The organism is Leifsonia sp. Y862 (genome assembly GCF_057669585.1).
Window position 1 is genome coordinate 1,017,342 of record NZ_JBYHFR010000001.1, and the last position, 19,097, is coordinate 1,036,438.

General features: G+C 62.5%; 20 protein-coding genes. 11 read left to right on the forward strand and 9 right to left on the reverse strand.

Going from position 1 to position 19,097, the window contains the following annotated elements:
- Position 1 precedes the first annotated feature (1 nt).
- Positions 2–424, forward strand: coding sequence for a cytochrome c oxidase subunit 4 (locus AC25Z0_RS04710; RefSeq protein ID WP_488119047.1), 423 nt, complete (start codon positions 2–4; stop codon positions 422–424).
- An 81-nt stretch (positions 425–505) separates the two neighbouring features.
- Here the strand turns inward: AC25Z0_RS04710 and AC25Z0_RS04715 are convergent, their stop codons facing one another.
- Positions 506–1,498, reverse strand: a complete 993-nt coding sequence (locus AC25Z0_RS04715; protein ID WP_488119048.1) for a zinc-binding dehydrogenase — start codon at positions 1,496–1,498, stop codon at positions 506–508.
- Positions 1,499–1,606: 108 nt separating this feature from the next.
- On the opposite strand from AC25Z0_RS04715, the gene AC25Z0_RS04720 reads away from it, so the two are divergent.
- From AC25Z0_RS04720 to AC25Z0_RS04740, 5 genes are read left to right on the forward strand one after another with little or no spacing between them, the layout of a single operon-like run.
- Positions 1,607–1,990 (forward strand): MmcQ/YjbR family DNA-binding protein, encoded by a 384-nt coding sequence (locus AC25Z0_RS04720; protein ID WP_488132482.1) that lies wholly within the window; start codon positions 1,607–1,609, stop codon positions 1,988–1,990.
- Complete coding sequence (locus tag AC25Z0_RS04725; RefSeq protein WP_488119050.1) at positions 1,990–2,340, forward strand: MmcQ/YjbR family DNA-binding protein; 351 nt, start codon at positions 1,990–1,992, stop codon at positions 2,338–2,340. The genes AC25Z0_RS04720 and AC25Z0_RS04725 overlap by 1 nt, the downstream gene beginning before the upstream one ends.
- A gap of 49 nt (positions 2,341–2,389) precedes the next feature.
- Positions 2,390–3,730 carry a replication-associated recombination protein A gene (locus AC25Z0_RS04730; protein ID WP_488132483.1) on the forward strand — a complete coding sequence of 447 codons (1,341 nt, stop codon included), beginning with the start codon at positions 2,390–2,392 and terminating at the stop codon, positions 3,728–3,730.
- Positions 3,731–3,741: 11 nt separating this feature from the next.
- Positions 3,742–4,383 (forward strand): ABC transporter ATP-binding protein, encoded by a 642-nt coding sequence (locus tag AC25Z0_RS04735; protein ID WP_488132484.1) that lies wholly within the window; start codon positions 3,742–3,744, stop codon positions 4,381–4,383.
- Entirely contained in the window at positions 4,380–5,894 is a 1,515-nt protein-coding gene (locus tag AC25Z0_RS04740) for a hypothetical protein (RefSeq protein ID WP_488119053.1), read from the forward strand. Before AC25Z0_RS04735 ends, AC25Z0_RS04740 begins: the two co-directional genes overlap by 4 nt.
- Here AC25Z0_RS04740 and AC25Z0_RS04745 read toward each other — a convergent pair.
- From AC25Z0_RS04745 to ctaE, 5 genes are read right to left on the reverse strand one after another with little or no spacing between them, the layout of a single operon-like run.
- Positions 5,891–6,730, reverse strand: a complete 840-nt coding sequence (locus AC25Z0_RS04745; RefSeq protein ID WP_488119054.1) for a methyltransferase domain-containing protein — start codon at positions 6,728–6,730, stop codon at positions 5,891–5,893. The genes AC25Z0_RS04740 and AC25Z0_RS04745 overlap by 4 nt on opposite strands.
- Before the next feature lie 39 nt (positions 6,731–6,769).
- Positions 6,770–8,389 (reverse strand): cytochrome bc1 complex cytochrome b subunit, encoded by a 1,620-nt coding sequence (qcrB, locus tag AC25Z0_RS04750; RefSeq protein ID WP_488119055.1) that lies wholly within the window; start codon positions 8,387–8,389, stop codon positions 6,770–6,772.
- Positions 8,386–9,459: a cytochrome bc1 complex Rieske iron-sulfur subunit gene (gene qcrA, locus AC25Z0_RS04755; protein ID WP_488119056.1), complete on the reverse strand. Its 1,074-nt coding sequence runs from the start codon at positions 9,457–9,459 to the stop codon at positions 8,386–8,388. Before qcrA ends, qcrB begins: the two co-directional genes overlap by 4 nt.
- A 54-nt stretch (positions 9,460–9,513) precedes the next feature.
- Positions 9,514–10,326, reverse strand: a complete 813-nt coding sequence (gene qcrC / locus AC25Z0_RS04760; RefSeq protein ID WP_488119057.1) for a cytochrome bc1 complex diheme cytochrome c subunit — start codon at positions 10,324–10,326, stop codon at positions 9,514–9,516.
- Between the two features lie 23 nt (positions 10,327–10,349).
- The gene (gene ctaE / locus AC25Z0_RS04765; protein ID WP_488119058.1) at positions 10,350–10,955 is read right to left on the reverse strand and encodes an aa3-type cytochrome oxidase subunit III; all 606 of its coding nucleotides are present in this window, start codon (positions 10,953–10,955) and stop codon (positions 10,350–10,352) included.
- A gap of 169 nt (positions 10,956–11,124) precedes the next feature.
- Between ctaE and trpD the strand changes: the two genes are divergently transcribed.
- Positions 11,125–12,177, forward strand: a complete 1,053-nt coding sequence (gene trpD / locus AC25Z0_RS04770) for an anthranilate phosphoribosyltransferase (protein WP_488119059.1) — start codon at positions 11,125–11,127, stop codon at positions 12,175–12,177.
- A gap of 21 nt (positions 12,178–12,198) precedes the next feature.
- Here the strand turns inward: trpD and glpK are convergent, their stop codons facing one another.
- Together glpK and AC25Z0_RS04780 are read right to left on the reverse strand one after the other, a co-directional pair.
- The gene (glpK, locus tag AC25Z0_RS04775; RefSeq protein ID WP_488119060.1) at positions 12,199–13,713 is read right to left on the reverse strand and encodes a glycerol kinase GlpK; all 1,515 of its coding nucleotides are present in this window, start codon (positions 13,711–13,713) and stop codon (positions 12,199–12,201) included.
- A 91-nt stretch (positions 13,714–13,804) separates the two neighbouring features.
- Positions 13,805–14,518 (reverse strand): MIP/aquaporin family protein, encoded by a 714-nt coding sequence (locus tag AC25Z0_RS04780; RefSeq protein ID WP_488119061.1) that lies wholly within the window; start codon positions 14,516–14,518, stop codon positions 13,805–13,807.
- A gap of 289 nt (positions 14,519–14,807) precedes the next feature.
- Here AC25Z0_RS04780 and dhaK point away from each other — a divergent pair, with 289 nt between their 5' ends.
- From dhaK to AC25Z0_RS04800, 4 genes are read left to right on the forward strand one after another with little or no spacing between them, the layout of a single operon-like run.
- Positions 14,808–15,809, forward strand: coding sequence for a dihydroxyacetone kinase subunit DhaK (gene dhaK, locus AC25Z0_RS04785; RefSeq protein ID WP_488119519.1), 1,002 nt, complete (start codon positions 14,808–14,810; stop codon positions 15,807–15,809).
- Positions 15,810–15,818: 9 nt separating this feature from the next.
- Entirely contained in the window at positions 15,819–16,457 is a 639-nt protein-coding gene (dhaL, locus tag AC25Z0_RS04790) for a dihydroxyacetone kinase subunit DhaL (protein WP_488119062.1), read from the forward strand.
- A gap of 5 nt (positions 16,458–16,462) precedes the next feature.
- Complete coding sequence (dhaM, locus tag AC25Z0_RS04795) at positions 16,463–17,170, forward strand: dihydroxyacetone kinase phosphoryl donor subunit DhaM (RefSeq protein ID WP_488119063.1); 708 nt, start codon at positions 16,463–16,465, stop codon at positions 17,168–17,170.
- A gap of 53 nt (positions 17,171–17,223) precedes the next feature.
- Positions 17,224–17,538 (forward strand): hypothetical protein, encoded by a 315-nt coding sequence (locus AC25Z0_RS04800; protein WP_488119064.1) that lies wholly within the window; start codon positions 17,224–17,226, stop codon positions 17,536–17,538.
- Positions 17,539–17,622: 84 nt separating this feature from the next.
- On the opposite strand, the gene AC25Z0_RS04805 is transcribed toward AC25Z0_RS04800, so the two are convergent.
- Positions 17,623–19,011: a glycine--tRNA ligase gene (locus AC25Z0_RS04805; protein WP_488119065.1), complete on the reverse strand. Its 1,389-nt coding sequence runs from the start codon at positions 19,009–19,011 to the stop codon at positions 17,623–17,625.
- Positions 19,012–19,097: the final 86 nt, after the last annotated feature.

Consider the following 19,097-nt stretch of genomic DNA (forward strand, 5'->3'; position numbering starts at 1 on the left):
AATGAAAGTAAACGTCAACCTCCTGTGGATCCTGGCCGCGTTCTTCGGTCTCTCGACAGTTGTCTACGTCGTGTGGAGCCTCCTGGACCCACTGTTCGGCCACATTGAGTGGGCCGGAACGTTCGCCCTCGGACTCTCGACGATCCTCGCAAGCTTCATCGCCTTCTACCTGGGCCGTGTACACACGGCACAGGGTGGGGAGCTTCCAGAGGACCGTCTCGATGCCAACATCGACGACGGCGACCCTGAGCTTGGCTTCTACAGCCCGTGGAGCTGGTGGCCGATCATGCTCGCCGCCAGCGCTGCGTTGCTCTTCCTGGGCCTCGCCGTTGGCTTCTGGATCTGCTTCATCGCAGTCGGCATCGGCGTAATCAGCCTCGTCGGCTGGGTATACGAGTACTACCGCGGTCTCTTCGCCCGCTAAGCACTCATCCACGCACGTCACATACAGCGCTCTCCTCCGGGAGGGCGCTGTATGCGTTAAGTCCACACTGAAGCGGTGAGGTTAGTCGAGTACGACGACGTGTTTTCCTGGGGTGCCGCCGGCTTCGAGGTCGGCCTGGGCTTTCCCGGCTTGGTCGAGGCCGTGGTAGACACCCCCGACGGGGACAGTGAGTTGTCCGTCCTTGATCGCAGCAAGTTGTTTGGCGAATTCCTTGGCTGGCAGGTCGGAGGCGCCTCCGCCGTAGGTGGTCAGACGTACCCCTGAGGGGATGAACCCGAACGGAGAGAAGTCCTGAATGGTCCATTGTCCGCCGAGGGCCCCGGTGAAACACGCGGTTCCGCCTCGGCGGACTGTCCGTATGGTGTCGCCGAGGGTGACGGTGCCAACGAGTTCGAGTGCGGCGTCGACACCGTCCGGCGCGAGGCCGCGGACGGTGTCGACGATGGTCCCGGTGTCGACGATCGCGTGAGTGACGCCGTTGCTGGCAAGCAGTTTGATGCGGTCGGGGTTGCGGGTCGTGGAGATGACGGTCGCTCCGAGGTGGTGGGCGAGGGTCGCCGCCGACAGTCCAACCGTTGACGTCCCACCGCGGATGAGGAGGGTCTGGCCGGGCTGGAGGTTCAGGCCGGTGGTGAGGGATCCGTAGGCGGTTTGATACATCTCCGGGAGGGCGCCGAGGGTTTCCCAGGGCAGGTCGGACGTGAAGGGGATGATCTGGGATTCGGGTACGAGGGTGTATTCGGCGTAGCTACCGTCGAAGGAGCGGCCCATGCCGCCCATCATCGTCGCGACCTGTTGGCCTGACTTCAGCGCGCTGCCTTCGGGAACGGCGTCGATGATGCCGACGCCTTCGATCCCCAGGATGCGGGGGAAGGTGAAGTCCGGGTCGGATTCACCCTTGCGGCTGGTTACTTCGGACTCGTTCACCCCGAACGCTTTCACCCGGATGCGCACCCACCCTGGTCTCACCTCAGGTTTGGGGACCTCGGTGACGACGAGCTGGTCGATCCCGCCGGGTGCTGTCAGCACGATCGCGTGCATTGTTTCGGTCATGGTTTCAGTATCGTCCGGCATAGCGCGTTGAGGGTGTCGGCTTCGAACTCGCAGGGTAGGTAGGGTGGAGACCGTACACAGGCTGCCTATTGTGAGGGAGACCCATTCATGGATGGCGACGCTCTGCAGGCGCGGGCTGCAGCCCGTACGGAGGAGTTACCTGGCGCAGGGTTGGAGCATCCGTTCGGTGAGGAGTGGGAGGTGTACAAGGTCCGCGGGAAGGTGTTTATGCTGCTCACCGAGATCACGGGGGAGAAGATCGTGATCCTCAAAGCTTCCCCCTCCGATGGCCAGGCGCTGCGAACCGCGCACGAGGACATCACTCCGGGGTATCACATGAACAAGCAGCACTGGATCACTCTGTCTCCTGGTGGCACGATCGACTCTGGCTTGGTTGACGAACTGGTCACAGAGTCCTACCTCCTCGTCGTCGAGAACCTCCCGAAGGCCAAGCAGCCAGTGGATGCGAACACCTTCGGGCGGCACGAGTAATGACGATCACCGGTACGCAACTGCAGAACGTTGCCCGGGAGGTCGCGTCCGCACTTCCCGACGTGACGCATGGGCACCCTTTCACGCCAGCGCTGGATGTGTACAAGGTGGGCGGGAAGGTGTTCCTGATTGTCACTGAGGACCCGGCAGAGCAAATCATCACCGTTAAGGCCGAACCGGACCATGGTAAAGCGTTGGTGCGGTCATTCGAGACGATCACCCCTGGCCGGTACCTGGACAAGCGGCACTGGATCTCCATCGGTGCAGGGGACAGCATCACGGATGACCTGGTGGAGGATCTGGTCACGAACTCCTACGAGCTCGTTGTAGCCCACATGCCCCACCACTGAAGACCATACGTAGCCGGGACACGAATGAGAAGGAAGCAGGTGTCGTCGCATGGCAGCTGAGCCACCGTCACTGTTCGAGGTCGATGATGCCTCCCGGCCCCTCGCCGACAGACTCCGTCCGACCACGCTCGAGGATGTGGTCGGACAGGACCACCTGCTTAGCTCGGACGGCCCGCTCGGGCGCATGGTCGCAGCGCATCGGCTGGTGTCAATCATCTTGTGGGGGCCCCCCGGATCGGGGAAGACCACGATCGCCCGGCTGCTCGCCGAGCGCACCAATCTCGTCTTCGAACCGCTCTCCGCCACCTTCTCCGGTGTCGCGGACCTGCGCCGCGTGTTCTCTGTGGCGGCAAAGCGCCGCGAGATTGGGCAGGGCACCTTGCTGTTCGTTGATGAGATCCACCGCTTCAACCGCGCCCAGCAAGACAGCTTCCTGCCCTATGTCGAAGACGGCACGATCACCCTGGTTGGCGCAACCACGGAGAACCCCAGCTTCGAACTCAACGGTGCGCTCCTGTCGCGCTGCCAGGTGTTCGTGCTGAAACGCCTCGACGAGCACGCCTTGGATACTCTCATCGCTCGGGCCGAACACCTCATCGGCCACAGCCTGCCGGTCGACGCGGGAGCACGGCAGGCGCTGCTCGCGATGGCCGACGGTGACGGCCGTTACCTGCTGAACATGACCGAGCAACTCCTCACCCTCCCCGATACCGGCACACAACTCGATGCTGCCGGGCTTGCCGCGGTCGTCCAAAAACGGGCGCCCCTGTATGACAAGACGCAGGAATCGCACTACAACCTGATCTCCGCCCTCCACAAAGCCATGCGCGGCTCCGACCCCGACGCCGCGCTGTACTGGCTCGCCCGCATGCTGGACGGCGGCGAGGACCCGCTCTACATCGCACGGCGCCTCGTCCGGTTCGCGAACGAGGATATCGGCATCGCTGACCCTGAAGCCACCCACCAAGCTGTGACTGCGTGGGACGTGTTCGACCGGCTCGGGTCCCCAGAGGGGGAGCTGGCGATCGCGCAGGCCGTGGTGTATCTCGCGACCGCTCCGAAATCCATCGCTGTCTATCGAGGCTTCAACCGTGCCGTCCGTGCGGCGAAAGAGACCGGTTCGCTTCCCCCGCCGCTACACATCCTGAATGCCCCCACCAAGCTGATGAAGAACCTCGGCTACGGCAAGGACTATCAATACGATCCCGACACGACCGACGGGTTCTCCGGCGCGAACTACTTCCCAGACGGCATGGAGCGGCACCGGTTCTATGAACCCAGCAGCAACGGGTACGAACAACGCATCGGTGAGCGCCTGGCGCAATGGGAGGCACTGCGTTCCCGGAAGGACCGGGCTGAGGATCCTGAGCAGGATGAGCATCGACAGTAGATACTGGAGCGGTGGGGATTCTTGTCGAGGTCGAGCAGCTGTCCGTGGCCATGGATGGAACGGAACTCCTGGGGCACACGTCTTTTTCTTTGAGCGCGGGGGAGTCCCTCGCCGTGACGGGTGCGAACGGCACAGGGAAGACGACCCTGCTGCGGGTTCTGGCTGGTCAGCTGCGACCGACATTCGGAACAGCGCGCATTGGGGGGAATTCGACCAACGAGCGGTCTCCACTATTCAGGCGCGCGGTGAGCGCCGCCATAGGCAGGCCGCCGGTCGCGCGTGACCTCACGCTCGAGGAGCACCTCACGCTCGTGGCTGCGTCCTGGGGCCTCCCTCGACACGAGGCGGGTCAACGAGGGCAGCAGCATCTCCGTCGGTGGCAGCTTGAACCACTCCGCCAGAGATTCCCGCACGAGCTCTCATCCGGCCAATCACAGCTGTTCGCTCTCGCCCTGGCGACCGTGCGCCCCTATGACGTGCTGCTGCTTGACGAGCCTGAACAGCGCCTCGACCCTGAACGGCTGCAGGCCGTTATCGCAGTGCTGGTCGAAGAACAGGCAACCGGGCGCACCATCGTCTTCGCCACGCACAGTCCGTTGCTGACAGACGCCGTGGCAGGGAGATCCATCGCGCTGGCTGGCGCCGCGGCGTGAGCTCTCGACAAACACTCCGCGACGTTCGTTCAGTGCTGAGCTCGCGCAGGGGAGCTGCGTCCACACCCGATCGTGCATACGCGGCATACGCTGCCGTCATGCTGTGCGCGGTTCTCGGCCTTCCTCTCCTGCGCACCCTTCTGCTCTGGCTGGCCCAGCCGCAGATCCTCACCATCCTCGTCGCGTCGGGTGCAGCGAGAGCAGCCAGTGGGATGGGTGTTCTCCTCGCGGCCTTCGTTGTGCTCGGTGGTATCCGCGGGCCGGTCCACCTCACCCCGTTCCTGAGCATGGCTCTCGCGGGCAACGACCTGCCGCGTAGTCGTACCTTGCAGCACCCCGCCATGAGGTCAGTCTTCCTTCTCTCGCTTGGGGCTGCTGCCGGTTCGCTGCTGACGGGGCTCGTGCTGGCGTCGTCGGGCGCCGCGACCCCCTCCAGCGCTGGCGCCTTCGCACTCGGCGCCGTGTCCGCCGGAGTCATATGCGGTGGATTCTGGCTCGTTGGGCAGCGACTTGCTGACACGTCCCGCGCTGTCCTTGCTCTCGCACTAGTCGGGGCCACAGCACTCTCGTCTCAGCTGCCGGCGATTCAGGCGGTGTTCCCATGGACCTGGCTCGCAGCCGTCTTCCCCGCCCAGACGGATGTCGTGTGGCCGGCGTTGCTGGCACTGGTTGCGGGCGCCGTCGCGACGGCTTGTGTTGCGCCGGTTCTGCTCGACGGCCTGGGCGGACCTCAGCTGCTCAGGCAGGCCCAGCGCTGGGACAGAGCGGGTACCTTCGCATTCACGGGGGAACTCAGCCTGGCCGCGGGGGAGTTCAGACCGGTCCCGCGCATGGGCAGGGGGCTGCCCGCAATCGGTTCAGGACCCCTCATCCTCGTCTTTCTGCGGCGCGATCTGTTCGGGGCGATGCGCACGCCTGCCCGCTTTGTGACAGCGTGCCTTGGCGCTGCGAGTTGCGGTTTCCTCGTTGCATTCTCCCTGGCCGGATCCACAGATGTGGCCTGGATTCCGGCGGCGGCAGCGGCAGTCGTGGGGTTTCTCGCACTGGGGGTGTGGTCGGATGGCTTCCGGCACAGTGTGGAATCAGCAACAGCTCCGACGTTGTATGGCGTGTCGCCGACCGCGCTGTTCGCACTGCACACGACCCTTCCGGTGCTGGCCGGCGCACTCTGCGCCGCTCTCGGTGCCCTCGTGGCCGTGGCTGTCGGCGCGCCGGCGGTCGGTCTTGCCGCGGCTGTTGCCTGCGCGAGTGTGCTCGTCGCGGTGCGCCTGTGCGACGCGGCCAAAGGGCCGCTTCCACTTGAGGTCATGGCTCCGGTGCCCAGTCCTCTTGGCGATCTCTCCAGCATCGTCATCACTGCCTGGCTGTCAGACGCTGTGCTCGTCGCGGTTCTCGCGGTCGTCGCCGTCGTGACTGCGGTCACGGACTTCGGGCTAGCAGGGTTGCTGATCGCACTGCCGATCCTGCTGGCGATCATGCTGCGCACCAGAAGGCGGATCAGTGCGCTCTAGAGTGCGTTCCCTGTACGCCTGAAGCTCAGTACTTCGAATGCCGAAGTCACGTCCTGTCGACGATCGGCATCTGCGTCGCTGCCGTCGACCGCACCTGAGTGGTGGTGAGCGGATGGGCCCATGCCGACGAGTGCCGAGATCTCCGCATCGGTCAGGCTGAGGGTCTGGGACAGGGCCACTCGGGAGTCAAGAGTGAAGTAGCCGGCCATGCCATCGATGAGCTGGTTCGCCTTGTCTTCCTGCACGCCAAGGGCGAGGCCGGCATCGCGAAGTTCCTGGAGGTGCGTCTCCTGGGGGATTGCGACGATGAGCAAGCCGTCCTGCCGCAGTATGCGAGCGAATTCGGCTGCATTCCGCGGAGCGAAGACATTAAGGATGACATCGGCTGCGTGATCGCGGATCGGCAGCGGTGACCACACGTCGGCTACCAGACCGTCGATGTTCTCCCGCGAACGCACGGTGCGAGCGACAGCGGCGGGGGAGAGGTCGAGGGCGAGTGCGCGTGCTGCGGGCGCCCGATCGAGTACGCCACCCAGGTAGTAGCCGGTGCCGCAGCCAATGTCGAGGACGGTGGCGGGATCCTGTGCGGCGGCCAGCTCGCTGACGGCATCGCGAAGCGGCTGGTACCAGCCGGCGCCCAGAAAGCTGTCCCGTGCGTCGAGCATGGCTGCGCTGTCGCCGATCAGCCCATGGGAGCGCAGGAGCGTGACGAAGCCACGCTTGTTCACGTCGAACGCGTGGCCATTCGTGCAGGACAGCGCCAGCGGCTCACGCGACGCGAGCGGGGTTAAACAAATCGGGCACCGAAGCCACTCCGACAATGTGTGGAGGGACATCGATGCCCGATCTGTGTGTATCAGGTCCGCGGTGCGGACTTAGTGGTGGTCTCCGTGCGACTGTTCGATTTCCTTCGAGGTGACCGGAGCGATCCGGTCTTCGAAGAACCAGCGGGACAATGCTGCGCGCAAACGCTGACCGCCGGTGATCTTGCCCTTGGAGTTGGGGCGGATCATCAGGGGCTCGTATTCCTTGTAGTCGACCAGCTTCCAGCGCTCGTATTCATCGACGGGCTGGTGCACCTCGATGAACTCGCCACCGGGGAGGCGAACGATGCGTCCGGATTCGAAGCCGTGCAGAACGATCTCACGATCCTTCTTCTGCAGCGCCAGGCACATGCGCTTGGCGATGAAGTATGCAACGAACGGTCCGAGGATGGTAATCGCCTGCAGCGCATGGATCACGCCTTCCATTGTGAGGTGGAAGTGAGTCGCGATGATGTCGGACGATGCAGCTGCCCAGAGGCCTGCGTAGAACGTCACGCCTGCAGCGCCGATGGCGGTGCGGGTCGGGGCGTTGCGCGGACGGTCGAGCAGGTGGTGCTCACGCTTGTCGCCGGTGATCCAGGCTTCGATGAACGGGTAGATCATCACCGTAACGATGAAGATACCGATCACGATCAGTGGAATCAGGATGTTGAACGACCAGGTGCGGGCGAGCCACACGAACTCGAGGTGCGGCGGAATCAATCGGAGAGCGCCATCGGCGAAACCGATATACCAGTCTGGCTGGGTACCTGCAGACACCGGTGACGGGTCGTACGGGCCATAGTTCCAGATCGGGTTGATGGTGAACAGCGATGCGATCAGCATCACGACACCGAACACGACGAAGAAGAATCCACCAGCCTTGGCGGCGTAGACCGGGAGAACCGGGAATCCGACGACGTTTTGGTTTGTCTTGCCGGCACCGGGGAACTGCGTGTGCTTGTGAACAACCACGAACAGGAGGTGAAGGGCGATGAACGCAACGATGATCGCCGGCAGCAACAGGATGTGCAGCGAATACAGGCGGCCGACGATGTCTTCGCCGGGGAACTCTCCACCGAAGAGGAGGAACGAGATCCAGGTGCCGACCAGCGGGATGCCCTTGACCATTCCGTCGATGATTCGGAGGCCGTTACCGGACAGCAGGTCATCGGGGAGCGAGTATCCGGTGAAGCCCTCAGCCATCGCGAGGATGAACAGGACGAAGCCGATCACCCAGTTGAGCTCGCGCGGCTTGCGGAATGCACCCGTGAAGAAGATGCGCAGCATGTGCAGTCCGATGGACGCCACGAACAGCAGAGCCGCCCAGTGGTGCACCTGACGCATGAGGAGACCGCCGCGAAGGTCGAACGAGATATCGAGCGACGACGACATGGCGACAGACATCTCGACGCCCTTGAGGGGAACGTACGAGCCGTCGTAGATGACCGGTGCCATGGATGCCTGGAAGAAGAAGGTCAGGAATGAACCGGACAGCAGGATGATGACGAAGCTGTACAGCGCTACTTCACCCAGGAGGAACGACCAGTGGTCAGGGAAGATCTTGCGACCTAGCTCCTTGACCGCGGTTGAGATGCTCGTGCGCTCGTCAATATAGTTCGCTGCGGTAGCCGTGAAGCCGCCGGACTTGCGAGTATCTGCCGGTGCAATCTCGGTGGTTGTCGTACTCAATGGCGCTCCCAGAAGCTCGGCCCGACGGGTTCGGTGAAGTCGCTCTGAGCGATGAGGTAGCCCTCAGCGTCAACAGCGATAGGTAGTTGGGGCAGTGGCCGCGCGGCCGGTCCGAAGATGACCTCACAGTGGTTCGTGACGTCGAACTGCGACTGGTGGCACGGGCAGAGCAGATTGTGCGTCTGCTGCTCGTACAGAGCCACAGGGCACCCAACGTGCGTGCAGATCTTGGAGTAAGCAACGATGCCGTTGTACGACCAGTCCTTGCGCTCAGGGAGCTCGTGCAGGTCTTCCGGCTTCAGGCGTACGAGCAGCACTGCTGCTTTTGCCTTCGCTTCGAGCCTGCCGTGTTCGAGATCGTTCAAACCTTCTGGAATGACCTGGAAAGCAGAACCGAGCGTGACATCCGATGCCTTGATCGGAAGGCCGGTCGGGTCAATCGCGAGGCGAGTGCCCTTCTTCCACATGGTGTGGCTGAGCAGCTCGACAGGGTTTTCGTCCTGCGGGCCGAGGCCACGGAAGAGCACGACAGCCGGCAACGGGAATGCAATGAGCGCGCCGATGAGGCTGTTGCGGATGAGGGTACGGCGACCAAGTCCCGATTCCTCGCCTGCTTCGGCGAAGATCTCGACAGCACGGGCACGCGTCTCATCTGAACCGCGTACGGGGTGACGCTGGTCGACACCTTCGTGGTCTGCCATCAGGGCCTTGCCCCAGTGCACAGCGCCAATACCGATAGCCAGCAGCGCCAGGGCCAGTCCGAGACCGATGAAGAGCGTGTTCAGGCGAACTGAACTCGGATCTTCAGGAACGATCGGGAAGACCATGTACGCGGCGATCGCGAAAACGCTACCCACGATGGACAGGTAGAAGAGCGTGTACACCGTTCGCTCTGCGTGACGCTCTGCCTTAGGGCTGAGGTCAGTGATGCGGGGACGGTGCGGGGGCAAACCAGGATTGGTCAGGCCATCCCGCGCGACAACAGCTATACCCGCAGATTCCTCCACGTGTACAACGTCTGACGAATCGGCAGCTGTCAGATCCTTCCCGCCGTTATCGTCCTTGGCCATTGTTCTCCTTCATACCAAATGTCGATTCAATTATTGTTCGTGACCGGATGCCGGTCAGTTCGACTTAGCCGTGATCCACACGGTCAACGCCACGATGCTGCCCAGTCCGAAGATCCAGAGGAACAGGCCCTCTGATACCGGTCCGAGCGAGCCAAGTGCGAATCCACCCGGTGACGGGTTGTTCTCGATGTACTTGAGGTACGTGATGATGTCGCGCTTGCTCTCTGGCGAGATGTTCATGTCGTTGAAGACCGGCATGTTCTGCGGTCCTGTGACCATGGCTTCGTAGATGTACTTGGCGGGAACTCCCGTGAGCGGCGGTGCGAACTTACCCTGGGTAAGGGCTCCACCTGCACCGGCCACGTTGTGGCACATTGCGCAGTTGATACGGAAGAGTTCTCCACCGTTGGTCGCGTCACCCTCGGCGTCGAGCAGATCGGCGCTAGGAATTCCAGGGCCAGGTGCCAGTGAGGCAACGTATGCCGACAAGGCAGCGATCTGGTCCTCGGTGAACTGCACCGGCTTCTGCAATGCCTGCGGCCCCTGCATTTCGAGGGGCATACGGCCGGTGCCAACCTGGAAGTCGACCGATGCGGCGCCGACACCAATAAGAGTCGGGCCTTCCGCGGTTCCTTCTGCACTCATACCGTGGCATGTCGCACAGTTGGCTGCGAAGAGCTTCTGGCCTTCCTCGATCGTCTGCTGCGACGTCGCGTCGGCTTCGGCAGAGGCTGTGCTGCTGCTCAAAGCGACGTACGCGCCACCAGTGAAGAGGAGGCCGATCGCAATGAGTGCGACGCTGGCCAACGGGCTGCGTCGACCGGCCTTGCGGCCCTTACGGACCTTGGGTGTTGTGTTCTCGGGCATGCTGAGGTGTCCGCTCCTGATTTCTATTTGAGAACGTAAATGACCAGGAAGAGCCCGATCCAAACGACATCGACGAAGTGCCAGTAGTACGACACGACGATGGCGCTGGTTGCCTCTTTGTGGCCGAAGTTCTTGACGGCGAATGCGCGGCCAATGACTAGAAGGAAAGCGATCAAGCCGCCGATCACGTGAATACCGTGGAACCCGGTGGTGAGGTAGAAGGCTGATCCGTATGCGTTCGCTGACAGCGACAGGCCCTCTGACACGAGGGTCGCGTACTCAAAGATCTGACCGGAGACGAAGATTGCCCCCAGCGCATAGGTGAGGAAGAACCACTCGGTCATGCCCCACTGGCTCAGTTTCCAACCGGTTGCACGCGGCTGCATCCGCTCTGCGGCAAACACACCGAACTGGCATGTCACCGAGGAGAACACCAGGATCAACGTATTCCCCAATGCGAAGGGGAACGTGAGTTTCTCTGTCTGGGAGACCCACAATTCGGGGGAGGTTGACCGGAGAGTGAAGTAGATCGCGAAAAGACCCGCGAAGAACATAACCTCACTGCCTAGCCAGACAATGGTGCCCACCGCCACGCTGTTGGGCCTGTTCACTACGGGCGCAGTTGCCATAGGAGTAATTGAAGTGCTCGTCACCCCTCCATTATGGCCGATATTCGCACAGGTTTTTCTCAATCTGGCATGCTCGCACCGGATTAGTGCCGGTTAGGGCAGCCTAATAAAGCCCGTGATCGGCCCGTAAAGTCGGGGGATTGGGTCATTCTGACTTAAGATCGGAATCATGTTCGAAATGCAGACTTGGCCCAAAATCCTGAATGCCCTCCTTGATGGTGAGGATCTCAGCGTCGCTGACGCTGCGTGGTGTATGGATCAGGTGATGATTGGGGCCGCCAAGCCATCACAGCTGGCGGCATTCCTTATTGCACTGAAGGCCAAGGGGGAGACCGTCAATGAGATCGTCGGTTTCCGGGATGCCATTCTTGAGCACGCTGTTCCCCTTGAGGTCAATTCCATGGCGCTCGATATCGTCGGCACCGGCGGTGACCGATTCGGCACCGTGAACGTGTCGACAATGTCGTCGATCGTGTGCGCGGCAGCGGGCGTCCCTGTGATCAAGCACGGCAACCGGGCGGCGAGTTCCGCGTCGGGGTCATCCGACGTCCTGGCTGCCCTCGGCATTGACTTGACCTTGTCGGCGGAGCGCGTAGCGGCAATCCTCGACCAGGCTGGAATCACGTTCGCCTACGCCGCAGCTTTCCATCCCGGATTCCGTCACGCGGCCGGTGTGCGCGCAGATCTCGGGGTGCCGACTGTGTTCAACTACCTCGGCCCGCTCTGCAATCCAGCACGGCCGGAGGCATCCGCCGTTGGAGTGGCCAGTCTCGACCGTGTCCCGCTGTTCGTCGGGGTCTTTCAGACTCGCGGAGCGACAGCGCTGGTGTTCCGTGGCGACGATGGGCTCGACGAGCTGACGACCACCGGCCACAGCCACGTATGGGAAGTCTCCCGTGGGCTTGTGACAGAGCACGATATCGAACCGAGGGATCTGGGCATCAAGCGTGCACGGATGAGCGATCTGGTCGGGGGAGATGCCACCCACAATGCAGCTGTTGTCCGAGCGATGCTCGCTGGCGAAGAGGGTCCGGTGCGCGACATCGTCTTGCTGAATGCTGCGGCCGGTTTGGTGGCATATGACCTGGCCCAGGACCCCGCCCAGGCGCAGGTGGCCATTATCGACAGGTTTGCACGCAAGATGGCCGTGGCCGCGGAGACGATCGACTCCGGTGCGGCCACGGCCAAGTTGGCTCAGTGGGTTGATGCCACCAAGGCGTGATGCCTGGGTAGCGTGACGGGTTTAGACGACGTCTTCGTCGACCCAGCCGAAGGTCTTCGTGACGGCCTTCTTCCAGTTGCGAAGCAACCTGTCGCTCTCAGCCTGGGGGAGTGACGGGGTCCAACGGCTGTCTTCTTGCCAGTTGGCCCTGAGCTCGTCGAGCCCGCTCCAGAAGCCCACGGCCAGCCCGGCAGCGTATGCCGCGCCGAGTGCCGTGGTTTCGGCAACGACGGGGCGAACGACGGGCACACCGAGAATATCGGCCTGGAACTGCATCAGCAGGTTGTTGGCGATCATGCCACCGTCAACCTTGATCTCGGTCAATGGCACACCAGAGTCTGCATTGACGGCGTCAATGACTTCCCTGGTCTGGTACGCCGTCGCTTCGAGAACTGCACGGGCAATGTGGCCCTTGTTCACGAAGCGGGTGAGGCCCACCAGTGCGCCGCGGGCATCCGAGCGCCAGTACGGGGCGAAGAGGCCAGAGAATGCAGGGACGAAGTACGCGCCACCGTTGTCGTCGACCGAAGCGGCCAGCGCTTCGATGTCGGAGGCCGAGTTGATGATGCCGAGGTTGTCGCGCAACCACTGCACGAGGGCGCCCGTCACGGCGATCGCTCCCTCGAGCGCGTAGTGCGGAGCGGCGTCGCCGAGCTTGTATCCGAGCGTCGTGAGCAGGCCGTTCTTGGAGTGCACGATCTCTTCGCCGGTGTTGAAGATCAGGAAGTTACCCGTGCCATATGTGTTCTTGGCCTCGCCCTTGTCGAACGCTGCCTGGCCGAACGTTGCTGCCTGCTGGTCGCCCAGGATGCCGGCAATCGGCACCTCCCGAAGCAGGCTGTGCTCCTCGACGATGCCGTACACCTCCGACGAGGACTTGATCTCTGGAAGCATCGACTTCGGCACATTGAACGCTGCGAGAATGTCGTCGTCCCACTGCAGGGTCTCGAGGTCCATGAACAGGGTTCGGGACGCATTGGTGACGTCCGTGGCGTGCACGCCGCCGTTCACTCCGCCGGTCAGGTTCCACAGCACCCAGCTGTCGGTGGTGCCGAAGAGCAGGTCTCCCGCTTCTGCCTTGGCCCGTGCGCCTTCAACATTTTCCAGGATCCACACGATCTTGGTGCCGGAGAAATAGGTGGCCAGCGGAAGGCCGACCTTCTGCTTGAAGCGTTCAACGCCGCCGTCGGCTGCGAGGCGATCGACGATGGGCTGCGTGCGGGTGTCCTGCCAGACGATGGCGTTGTACACGGGCTCTCCCGTGGTCTTGTCCCAGACAACAGCGGTCTCGCGCTGGTTGGTGATGCCGACCGCTGCGATGTCGTGACGGGTCAGGTTGGGCTTGGACAGCGCTTGGCCAATGACCTCACGGATGTTGTTCCAGATTTCCTTGGGGTCGTGCTCGACCCAGCCGGCCTGGGGGAAGATCTGTTCGTGCTCGAGCTGGCCGGTTGAGATGATCGACCCTGCCTTGTCGAAGATGATGGCCCTGCTGCTGGTCGTGCCCTGATCGATTGCGAGAATGTAGTCACTCATTGTTTTTCTCCATTGAAAATGTCGTCTGAAACGTGTCGTCGCACATACTGAGCGGGCCGGTTCACGATGTGAACCGGCCCGTGTGCAGGAATTACGTGATGATCGGCAGCAGGACGAGCGAGGCCCAGCCGGCGAGGACACCGCCGATGATCGGCCCTACGACCGGCACCCAGGAGTATGACCAGTCTGAACCGCCCTTGCCCTTGATCGGCAGCACGAAGTGCGCGATACGCGGTCCAAGGTCGCGAGCAGGGTTGATGGCGTAACCGGTTGGTCCACCGAGGGACGTACCGATCACGATCACGAGCAGTGCAACCGGAAGTGCGCCGAGAGCGGCCAGCCCCCCGTCACCCTGTCGTCCGCCACCAAAGCCGATGACGACGAATACCAGGACGAACGTGCCGATGATCTCGGTGGCCAGGTTCCAGCCGTATGAACGGATGGCAGGACCAGTGGAGAACACGCCCAACTTGTTTGCCGGTTCAGGCTCAGCGTCAAAGTGCTGCTTGTACGCGAGCCAGACGACGATGGCGCCGATGAAGGCACCGATCATCTCACCCGCGATGTACACAATGACGGAAAGGAAGTTGACCGGAACTCCTAAACCGAACTCCGTCGCTCCTGAGGCCACCAAACCCAATGTCACTGCCGGGTTCAGGTGGGCGCCTGAGTTGTACGCCACGATGACACCGCAGAAGACCGCGAGGCCCCAGCCGATGTTCACCATTAGGAATCCGCCGTTGAAGCCCTTGTTCTTGGCCAGCGCGACGTTGGCTACGACACCACAGCCGAGCAGGACCAACATTGCCGTGCCCACGATCTCAGAAAGAAATACGACCCCTAAATTGTCCACGTTGACCTTTCAGATGAGGCCAGGGGAACGCCGGAGGTGTCCCATGGCGACGAGCGGTTGGCACAACCTTAGCCCTGTGGGGCAATTCAGGGAATGTAAATTACGGCGAGGAATTTCGGGGCGCGTATTGCAGGTACTTACTGCGTGGCGCCGGAGCGCGTAAGTTGGGCAACGACACGTGGGGTTGAAGCCGACATCAAAGACGATGACGGTGCCCTGGGTGGCTGGCGAAGGGACGCTCGTGAAAAAGCTCATCAATGACCCCAAGAACGTTGTGGCCGAAGCGGTCGCCGGCATCGAGGCGGCGCACAGTGACGTAGTCAGGGTCTCGCATGACCCGATCTTCATCGTGAGGAAAGATGCCCCTGTCGCCGGCAAGGTTGGCATTGTCAGCGGAGGCGGCAGCGGGCATGAGCCGCTGCACGGTGGGTTCGTCGGTTTCGGCATGCTGGATGCTGCTGTGCCAGGTCCGGTATTCACGTCACCGACTCCCGACCCCATCCTGGCCGCCACACAGGCGGTTGACGGCGGCGCGGGCGTCCTGCACATCGTCAAGAACTACACGGGGGATGTGCTGAACTTTGAGACGGCGGCCGATCTGGCATCCGCTGAAGGCATCGAGGTGCGTTCGGTCATCATCGACGACGACGTTGCAGTCAAGGATTCGCTGTACACGGCCGGCCGCAGAGGCGTCGCAGGCACTGTCCTGGTCGAGAAGATCGCGGGTGCTGCTGCTGAACGCGGTGACAACCTGGACGCCGTCGTGGCTGTTGCGGAGAAAGTGAACTCGCAGGTACGGACGTTGGGGGTGGCCCTGACGCCGTGCGTTGTGCCGCACGCGGGGGAGCCAAGTTTCGTGCTCGCCGACGATGAGATCGAGATTGGCATTGGCATCCATGGCGAACCCGGTCGTGAGCGGATCAAGCTCGAGCCTGCAGACGCCATTGTCGACCGTATTCTCGGCCCGATCATTGACGATGTTCCCTTCGTGTCTGGCGACAATGTCCTGTTGTTCGTGAATGGCATGGGCGGTACGCCGCTGGTGGAGCTTTACATCGTGTTCAGGCGTGCAGCAGAGGTTCTCGCTGCGAAGGGCATCAAGGTCACCAGAACCCTCGTCGGCAACTACACGACCTCCCTGGAAATGCAGGGAGCGTCGATCACGGTGCTTAAGCTGGATGAAGAACTGACGGCACTGTGGGATGCCCCTGTGCAGACCATCGCCCTGCGGTGGGGAAAGTAGAGGAAACGGATGAGCGTGGATGTCGCCTGGGTTGAGGCATGGCTTCGCCGGAGCGCGGAGGTCATCTCAACCAATCGCAGCGCATTGAACACCCTGGATCGTGACATAGGGGATGGCGACCATGGCGAGAACATGGACAGAGGCTTCCAGGCCGTGGTGCCGAAGCTGAATACGCTGCCGGCCGACCGCACACCGAGCGACATCCTGAAACTCGTCGCAACCACTCTGATCTCCACGGTTGGCGGAGCCGCTGGGCCGCTATACGGCACGGCATATCTCAAAGCCGCCCCTGTTGCCACCCCTGAGCTCGATGGCCAGACCATCGCCACGTTGCTCGCAGCCGCACGCGACGGCATCGTGCTTCGTGGCAAGGCAGAAATCGGCGACAAGACAATGATCGACGCCTGGACTCCCGCGGTCGACGCGGCTGAGCACGCTGCGGCCGCGGGAGCGGATGCCGCCGGCGTCCTCTCCGCTGCTGCAGACGCGGCAGAGGCGGGCGCTGCGGCCACGGAGCCCCTGGTGGCACGAAAGGGACGCGCGAGCTATCTCGGCGACCGTGCCATCGGGCACCGGGATCCTGGCGCCCAATCTACGGCCTTGTTGCTTCGTGCTGCGGCAGACACTGCGGCAGAGGCGCAGGCGTGAGCGGTATGTCAGAACACGTTGGCGTCGTTTTCGTCTCGCACAGTGTGAAGATCGCTGAAGGGCTCGTTGAGCTTGCTCGCCAGATGGCGCCACAGGTCAGCCTGTACGCAGCAGGCGGCACCGATGACGACCGGATCGGAACAAGTTTTGAGAAGGTGTCGGCCGGCATCAGCGAGGCGGATGCCGGCGACGGCGTCGTGATCCTGTGCGACCTCGGCTCCGCGATCCTCACCGCGGAGACCGCACTCGATTTCCTGGAGGACGACGTGCGTGCACGTGTGCGCATCGTTTCCGCTCCTCTGGTGGAAGGTGGCGTTGCCGCAGCCGTCGCCGCAGAGATCGGCGGAAGCCTCGATGCGGTCGCAGAGGCAGCGCACTCTGCGGGGACGGCATTCATTCCAGAGGCAGAAGTCGGTGCACCAGCCCAGGGTCCTGCGCCGGTGCCTGACGCTTCGGATACGGTCACCCGGTCAGTCACCCTGCGCAACAAAGCCGGTTTGCACGCACGTCCAGCAGCCGAGTTCGTCAAGCTCGCCAGCACTCTCCCTGTGCCGGTCACGGTGAACGGCAAGGATGCCAAGAGCCTCCTCGGCATCATGTCGCTTGGGCTGACGAGGGGCGCCGTGGCTGAAATCTCATCTTCAGGTCCCGGTGCCGCTGAGGCCGTCGACGCTCTCGCAGACCTCGTTGAAACAGGGTTCGGCGAAGAATAATCCGGCCGAGAATCCCTCATGTCTAAGCGCCTCACCCGGCGTAGGGTGGGGGCATGGTCCAGGAGAATGCGCCGCGGGGCAACAGATACGCTCACCTGTTTGAGTGGGTCGAGGGCAAGTTGTTGCCCATCTTTGACTCACCAGCGGTGGGCAAATATCCGGCAGATGAAACGGTCGATCTGAGAGATTGTCCGGTGTGCGGTCGGCCAATGAGCGAACACACGATCGATCATTCACTGAGCAACACCGTCTTGAATTGTCCGGCCCCGCCACGTCGGGGAGTTGACGCGGATGAGTTCAAGCCAGTGAACGAGTTCGGCATGGTCATTCATCAGAATGACGCGTCAAACTCCTCCGCCACGAACTAGTCGCCGGGCATCATCGCCGCAACCACAGAAGGCCCCACCGCGTAGTGGGTGGAGCCTTCCAGGGGTGCTGTGTGCGGCTGTCGCCTACGCGCCGTTCAGTCGACCGGCGAGGTAGTCGTGCAGTTCGTCAAGCGGTACGCGATCCTGCTGCATGGTGTCCCGGTCACGGACGGTGACCGCGTTGTCCTCGAGGGAGTCGAAGTCAACGGTGACGCAGAACGGCGTGCCGATCTCGTCCTGGCGCCGGTAGCGACGGCCGATTGCACCAGCGTCGTCGAAATCGACGTTCCAGTGCTTGCGGAGCGCGTCACCAACGCCGCGTGCCAGCGGCGAGAGAGCCTCGTTGCGTGACAGGGGGAGAACGGCAACCTTCACGGGCGCCAGACGCGGGTCGAGGCGCAGCACAGTGCGCTTGTCGATGCCGCCCTTGGCATTGGGTACTTCCTCGACGTCGTATGCGTCGACCAGGAACGCCATCAGTGCACGCGTCAGGCCGAATGACGGCTCGATCACGTACGGGATGTAACGCTCGTTCTTGTTCTGGTCGAAGTAGCTGAGGTCCTTGCCAGATGCTTCAGCGTGCACCTTGACGTCGTAGTCGGTGCGGTTGGCGACGCCCATCAGTTCGCCCCACTCGCTGCCTGCGAAGTGGAAGCGGTACTCGATGTCGACAGTGCGCTTCGAGTAGTGCGCCAGCTTCTCTTCTGGGTGCTCGAACCAGCGGATGTTCTCCGGCGTCATCCCAAGGTCGATGAACCATTCCCAGCACAGGTCCATCCAGGTCTGCTGCCAGGCCTCGTCTGTTCCCGGTTCAACGAAGAATTCAATCTCCATCTGCTCGAACTCGCGGGTGCGGAAGATGAAGTTACCCGGTGTGATCTCGTTGCGGAACGCCTTGCCGATCTGGCCGATGCCGAACGGTGGCTTCTTGCGTGACGTCTGGAGCACGTTGTGGAAGTTGGTGAAGATGCCCTGCGCGGTCTCTGGGCGCATGTAGTGCATGCCGGACTCGTCATCGACGGCACCCAGGTAGGTCTTCATCAGGCCGGAGAATGCACGAACCTCTGTCCACTGTCCGATGATCTTGGGGTGCTCAGGGTCAGGGATGTCGGCGAGACCATTGACGGGCGGGTGGCCATGTTCCGCCTCGTACGCCTCGAACAGGTGGTCGGCGCGGTAGCGCTTGTGGGTGGTCAGCGACTCGGTCAGCGGATCGCTGAAGACCTTGACGTGACCTGAGGCTTCCCACACGGCGGTCGGCAGGATGATGGCGGAGTCGAGGCCGACCATGTCGCCGCGGCCACGCACGAACGCGTTCCACCACTGGCGCTTGATGTTTTCCTTGAGTTCGACACCGAGCGGTCCGTAGTCCCAGGCCGACTTGGTGCCGCCGTAGATCTCGCCGGACGGAAATACGAATCCGCGGTGTTGCGCCAAGGTGATGACGGCATCGAGACGGGACTGTTCGGCCATTAATGCTCCAATTCTGCGGTGTGAAGCGAGGAAAGGGGGCACTCCTCGCTCGTTCCCATCTTAGCGAGCGGCTGCAGGCTGGCCGT

Bases quoted from the DNA above. Each gene is read 5' to 3' on its own strand.
- AC25Z0_RS04710 (WP_488119047.1), top strand. From the start codon at position 2: ATGAAAGTAAACGTCAACCTCCTGTGGATCCTGGCCGCGTTCTTCGGT.
- AC25Z0_RS04715 (WP_488119048.1), bottom strand. From the start codon at position 1,498: ATGACCGAAACAATGCACGCGATCGTGCTGACAGCACCCGGCGGGATC.
- AC25Z0_RS04720 (WP_488132482.1), top strand. From the start codon at position 1,607: ATGGATGGCGACGCTCTGCAGGCGCGGGCTGCAGCCCGTACGGAGGAG.
- AC25Z0_RS04725 (WP_488119050.1), top strand. From the start codon at position 1,990: ATGACGATCACCGGTACGCAACTGCAGAACGTTGCCCGGGAGGTCGCG.
- AC25Z0_RS04730 (WP_488132483.1), top strand. From the start codon at position 2,390: ATGGCAGCTGAGCCACCGTCACTGTTCGAGGTCGATGATGCCTCCCGG.
- AC25Z0_RS04745 (WP_488119054.1), bottom strand. From the start codon at position 6,730: ATGTCCCTCCACACATTGTCGGAGTGGCTTCGGTGCCCGATTTGTTTA.
- qcrA (WP_488119056.1), bottom strand. From the start codon at position 9,459: ATGGCCAAGGACGATAACGGCGGGAAGGATCTGACAGCTGCCGATTCG.
- qcrC (WP_488119057.1), bottom strand. From the start codon at position 10,326: ATGCCCGAGAACACAACACCCAAGGTCCGTAAGGGCCGCAAGGCCGGT.
- ctaE (WP_488119058.1), bottom strand. From the start codon at position 10,955: ATGGCAACTGCGCCCGTAGTGAACAGGCCCAACAGCGTGGCGGTGGGC.
- trpD (WP_488119059.1), top strand. From the start codon at position 11,125: ATGTTCGAAATGCAGACTTGGCCCAAAATCCTGAATGCCCTCCTTGAT.
- glpK (WP_488119060.1), bottom strand. From the start codon at position 13,713: ATGAGTGACTACATTCTCGCAATCGATCAGGGCACGACCAGCAGCAGG.
- AC25Z0_RS04780 (WP_488119061.1), bottom strand. From the start codon at position 14,518: ATGTTGGTCCTGCTCGGCTGTGGTGTCGTAGCCAACGTCGCGCTGGCC.
- dhaL (WP_488119062.1), top strand. From the start codon at position 15,819: ATGAGCGTGGATGTCGCCTGGGTTGAGGCATGGCTTCGCCGGAGCGCG.
- dhaM (WP_488119063.1), top strand. From the start codon at position 16,463: ATGTCAGAACACGTTGGCGTCGTTTTCGTCTCGCACAGTGTGAAGATC.
- AC25Z0_RS04800 (WP_488119064.1), top strand. From the start codon at position 17,224: ATGGTCCAGGAGAATGCGCCGCGGGGCAACAGATACGCTCACCTGTTT.
- AC25Z0_RS04805 (WP_488119065.1), bottom strand. From the start codon at position 19,011: ATGGCCGAACAGTCCCGTCTCGATGCCGTCATCACCTTGGCGCAACAC.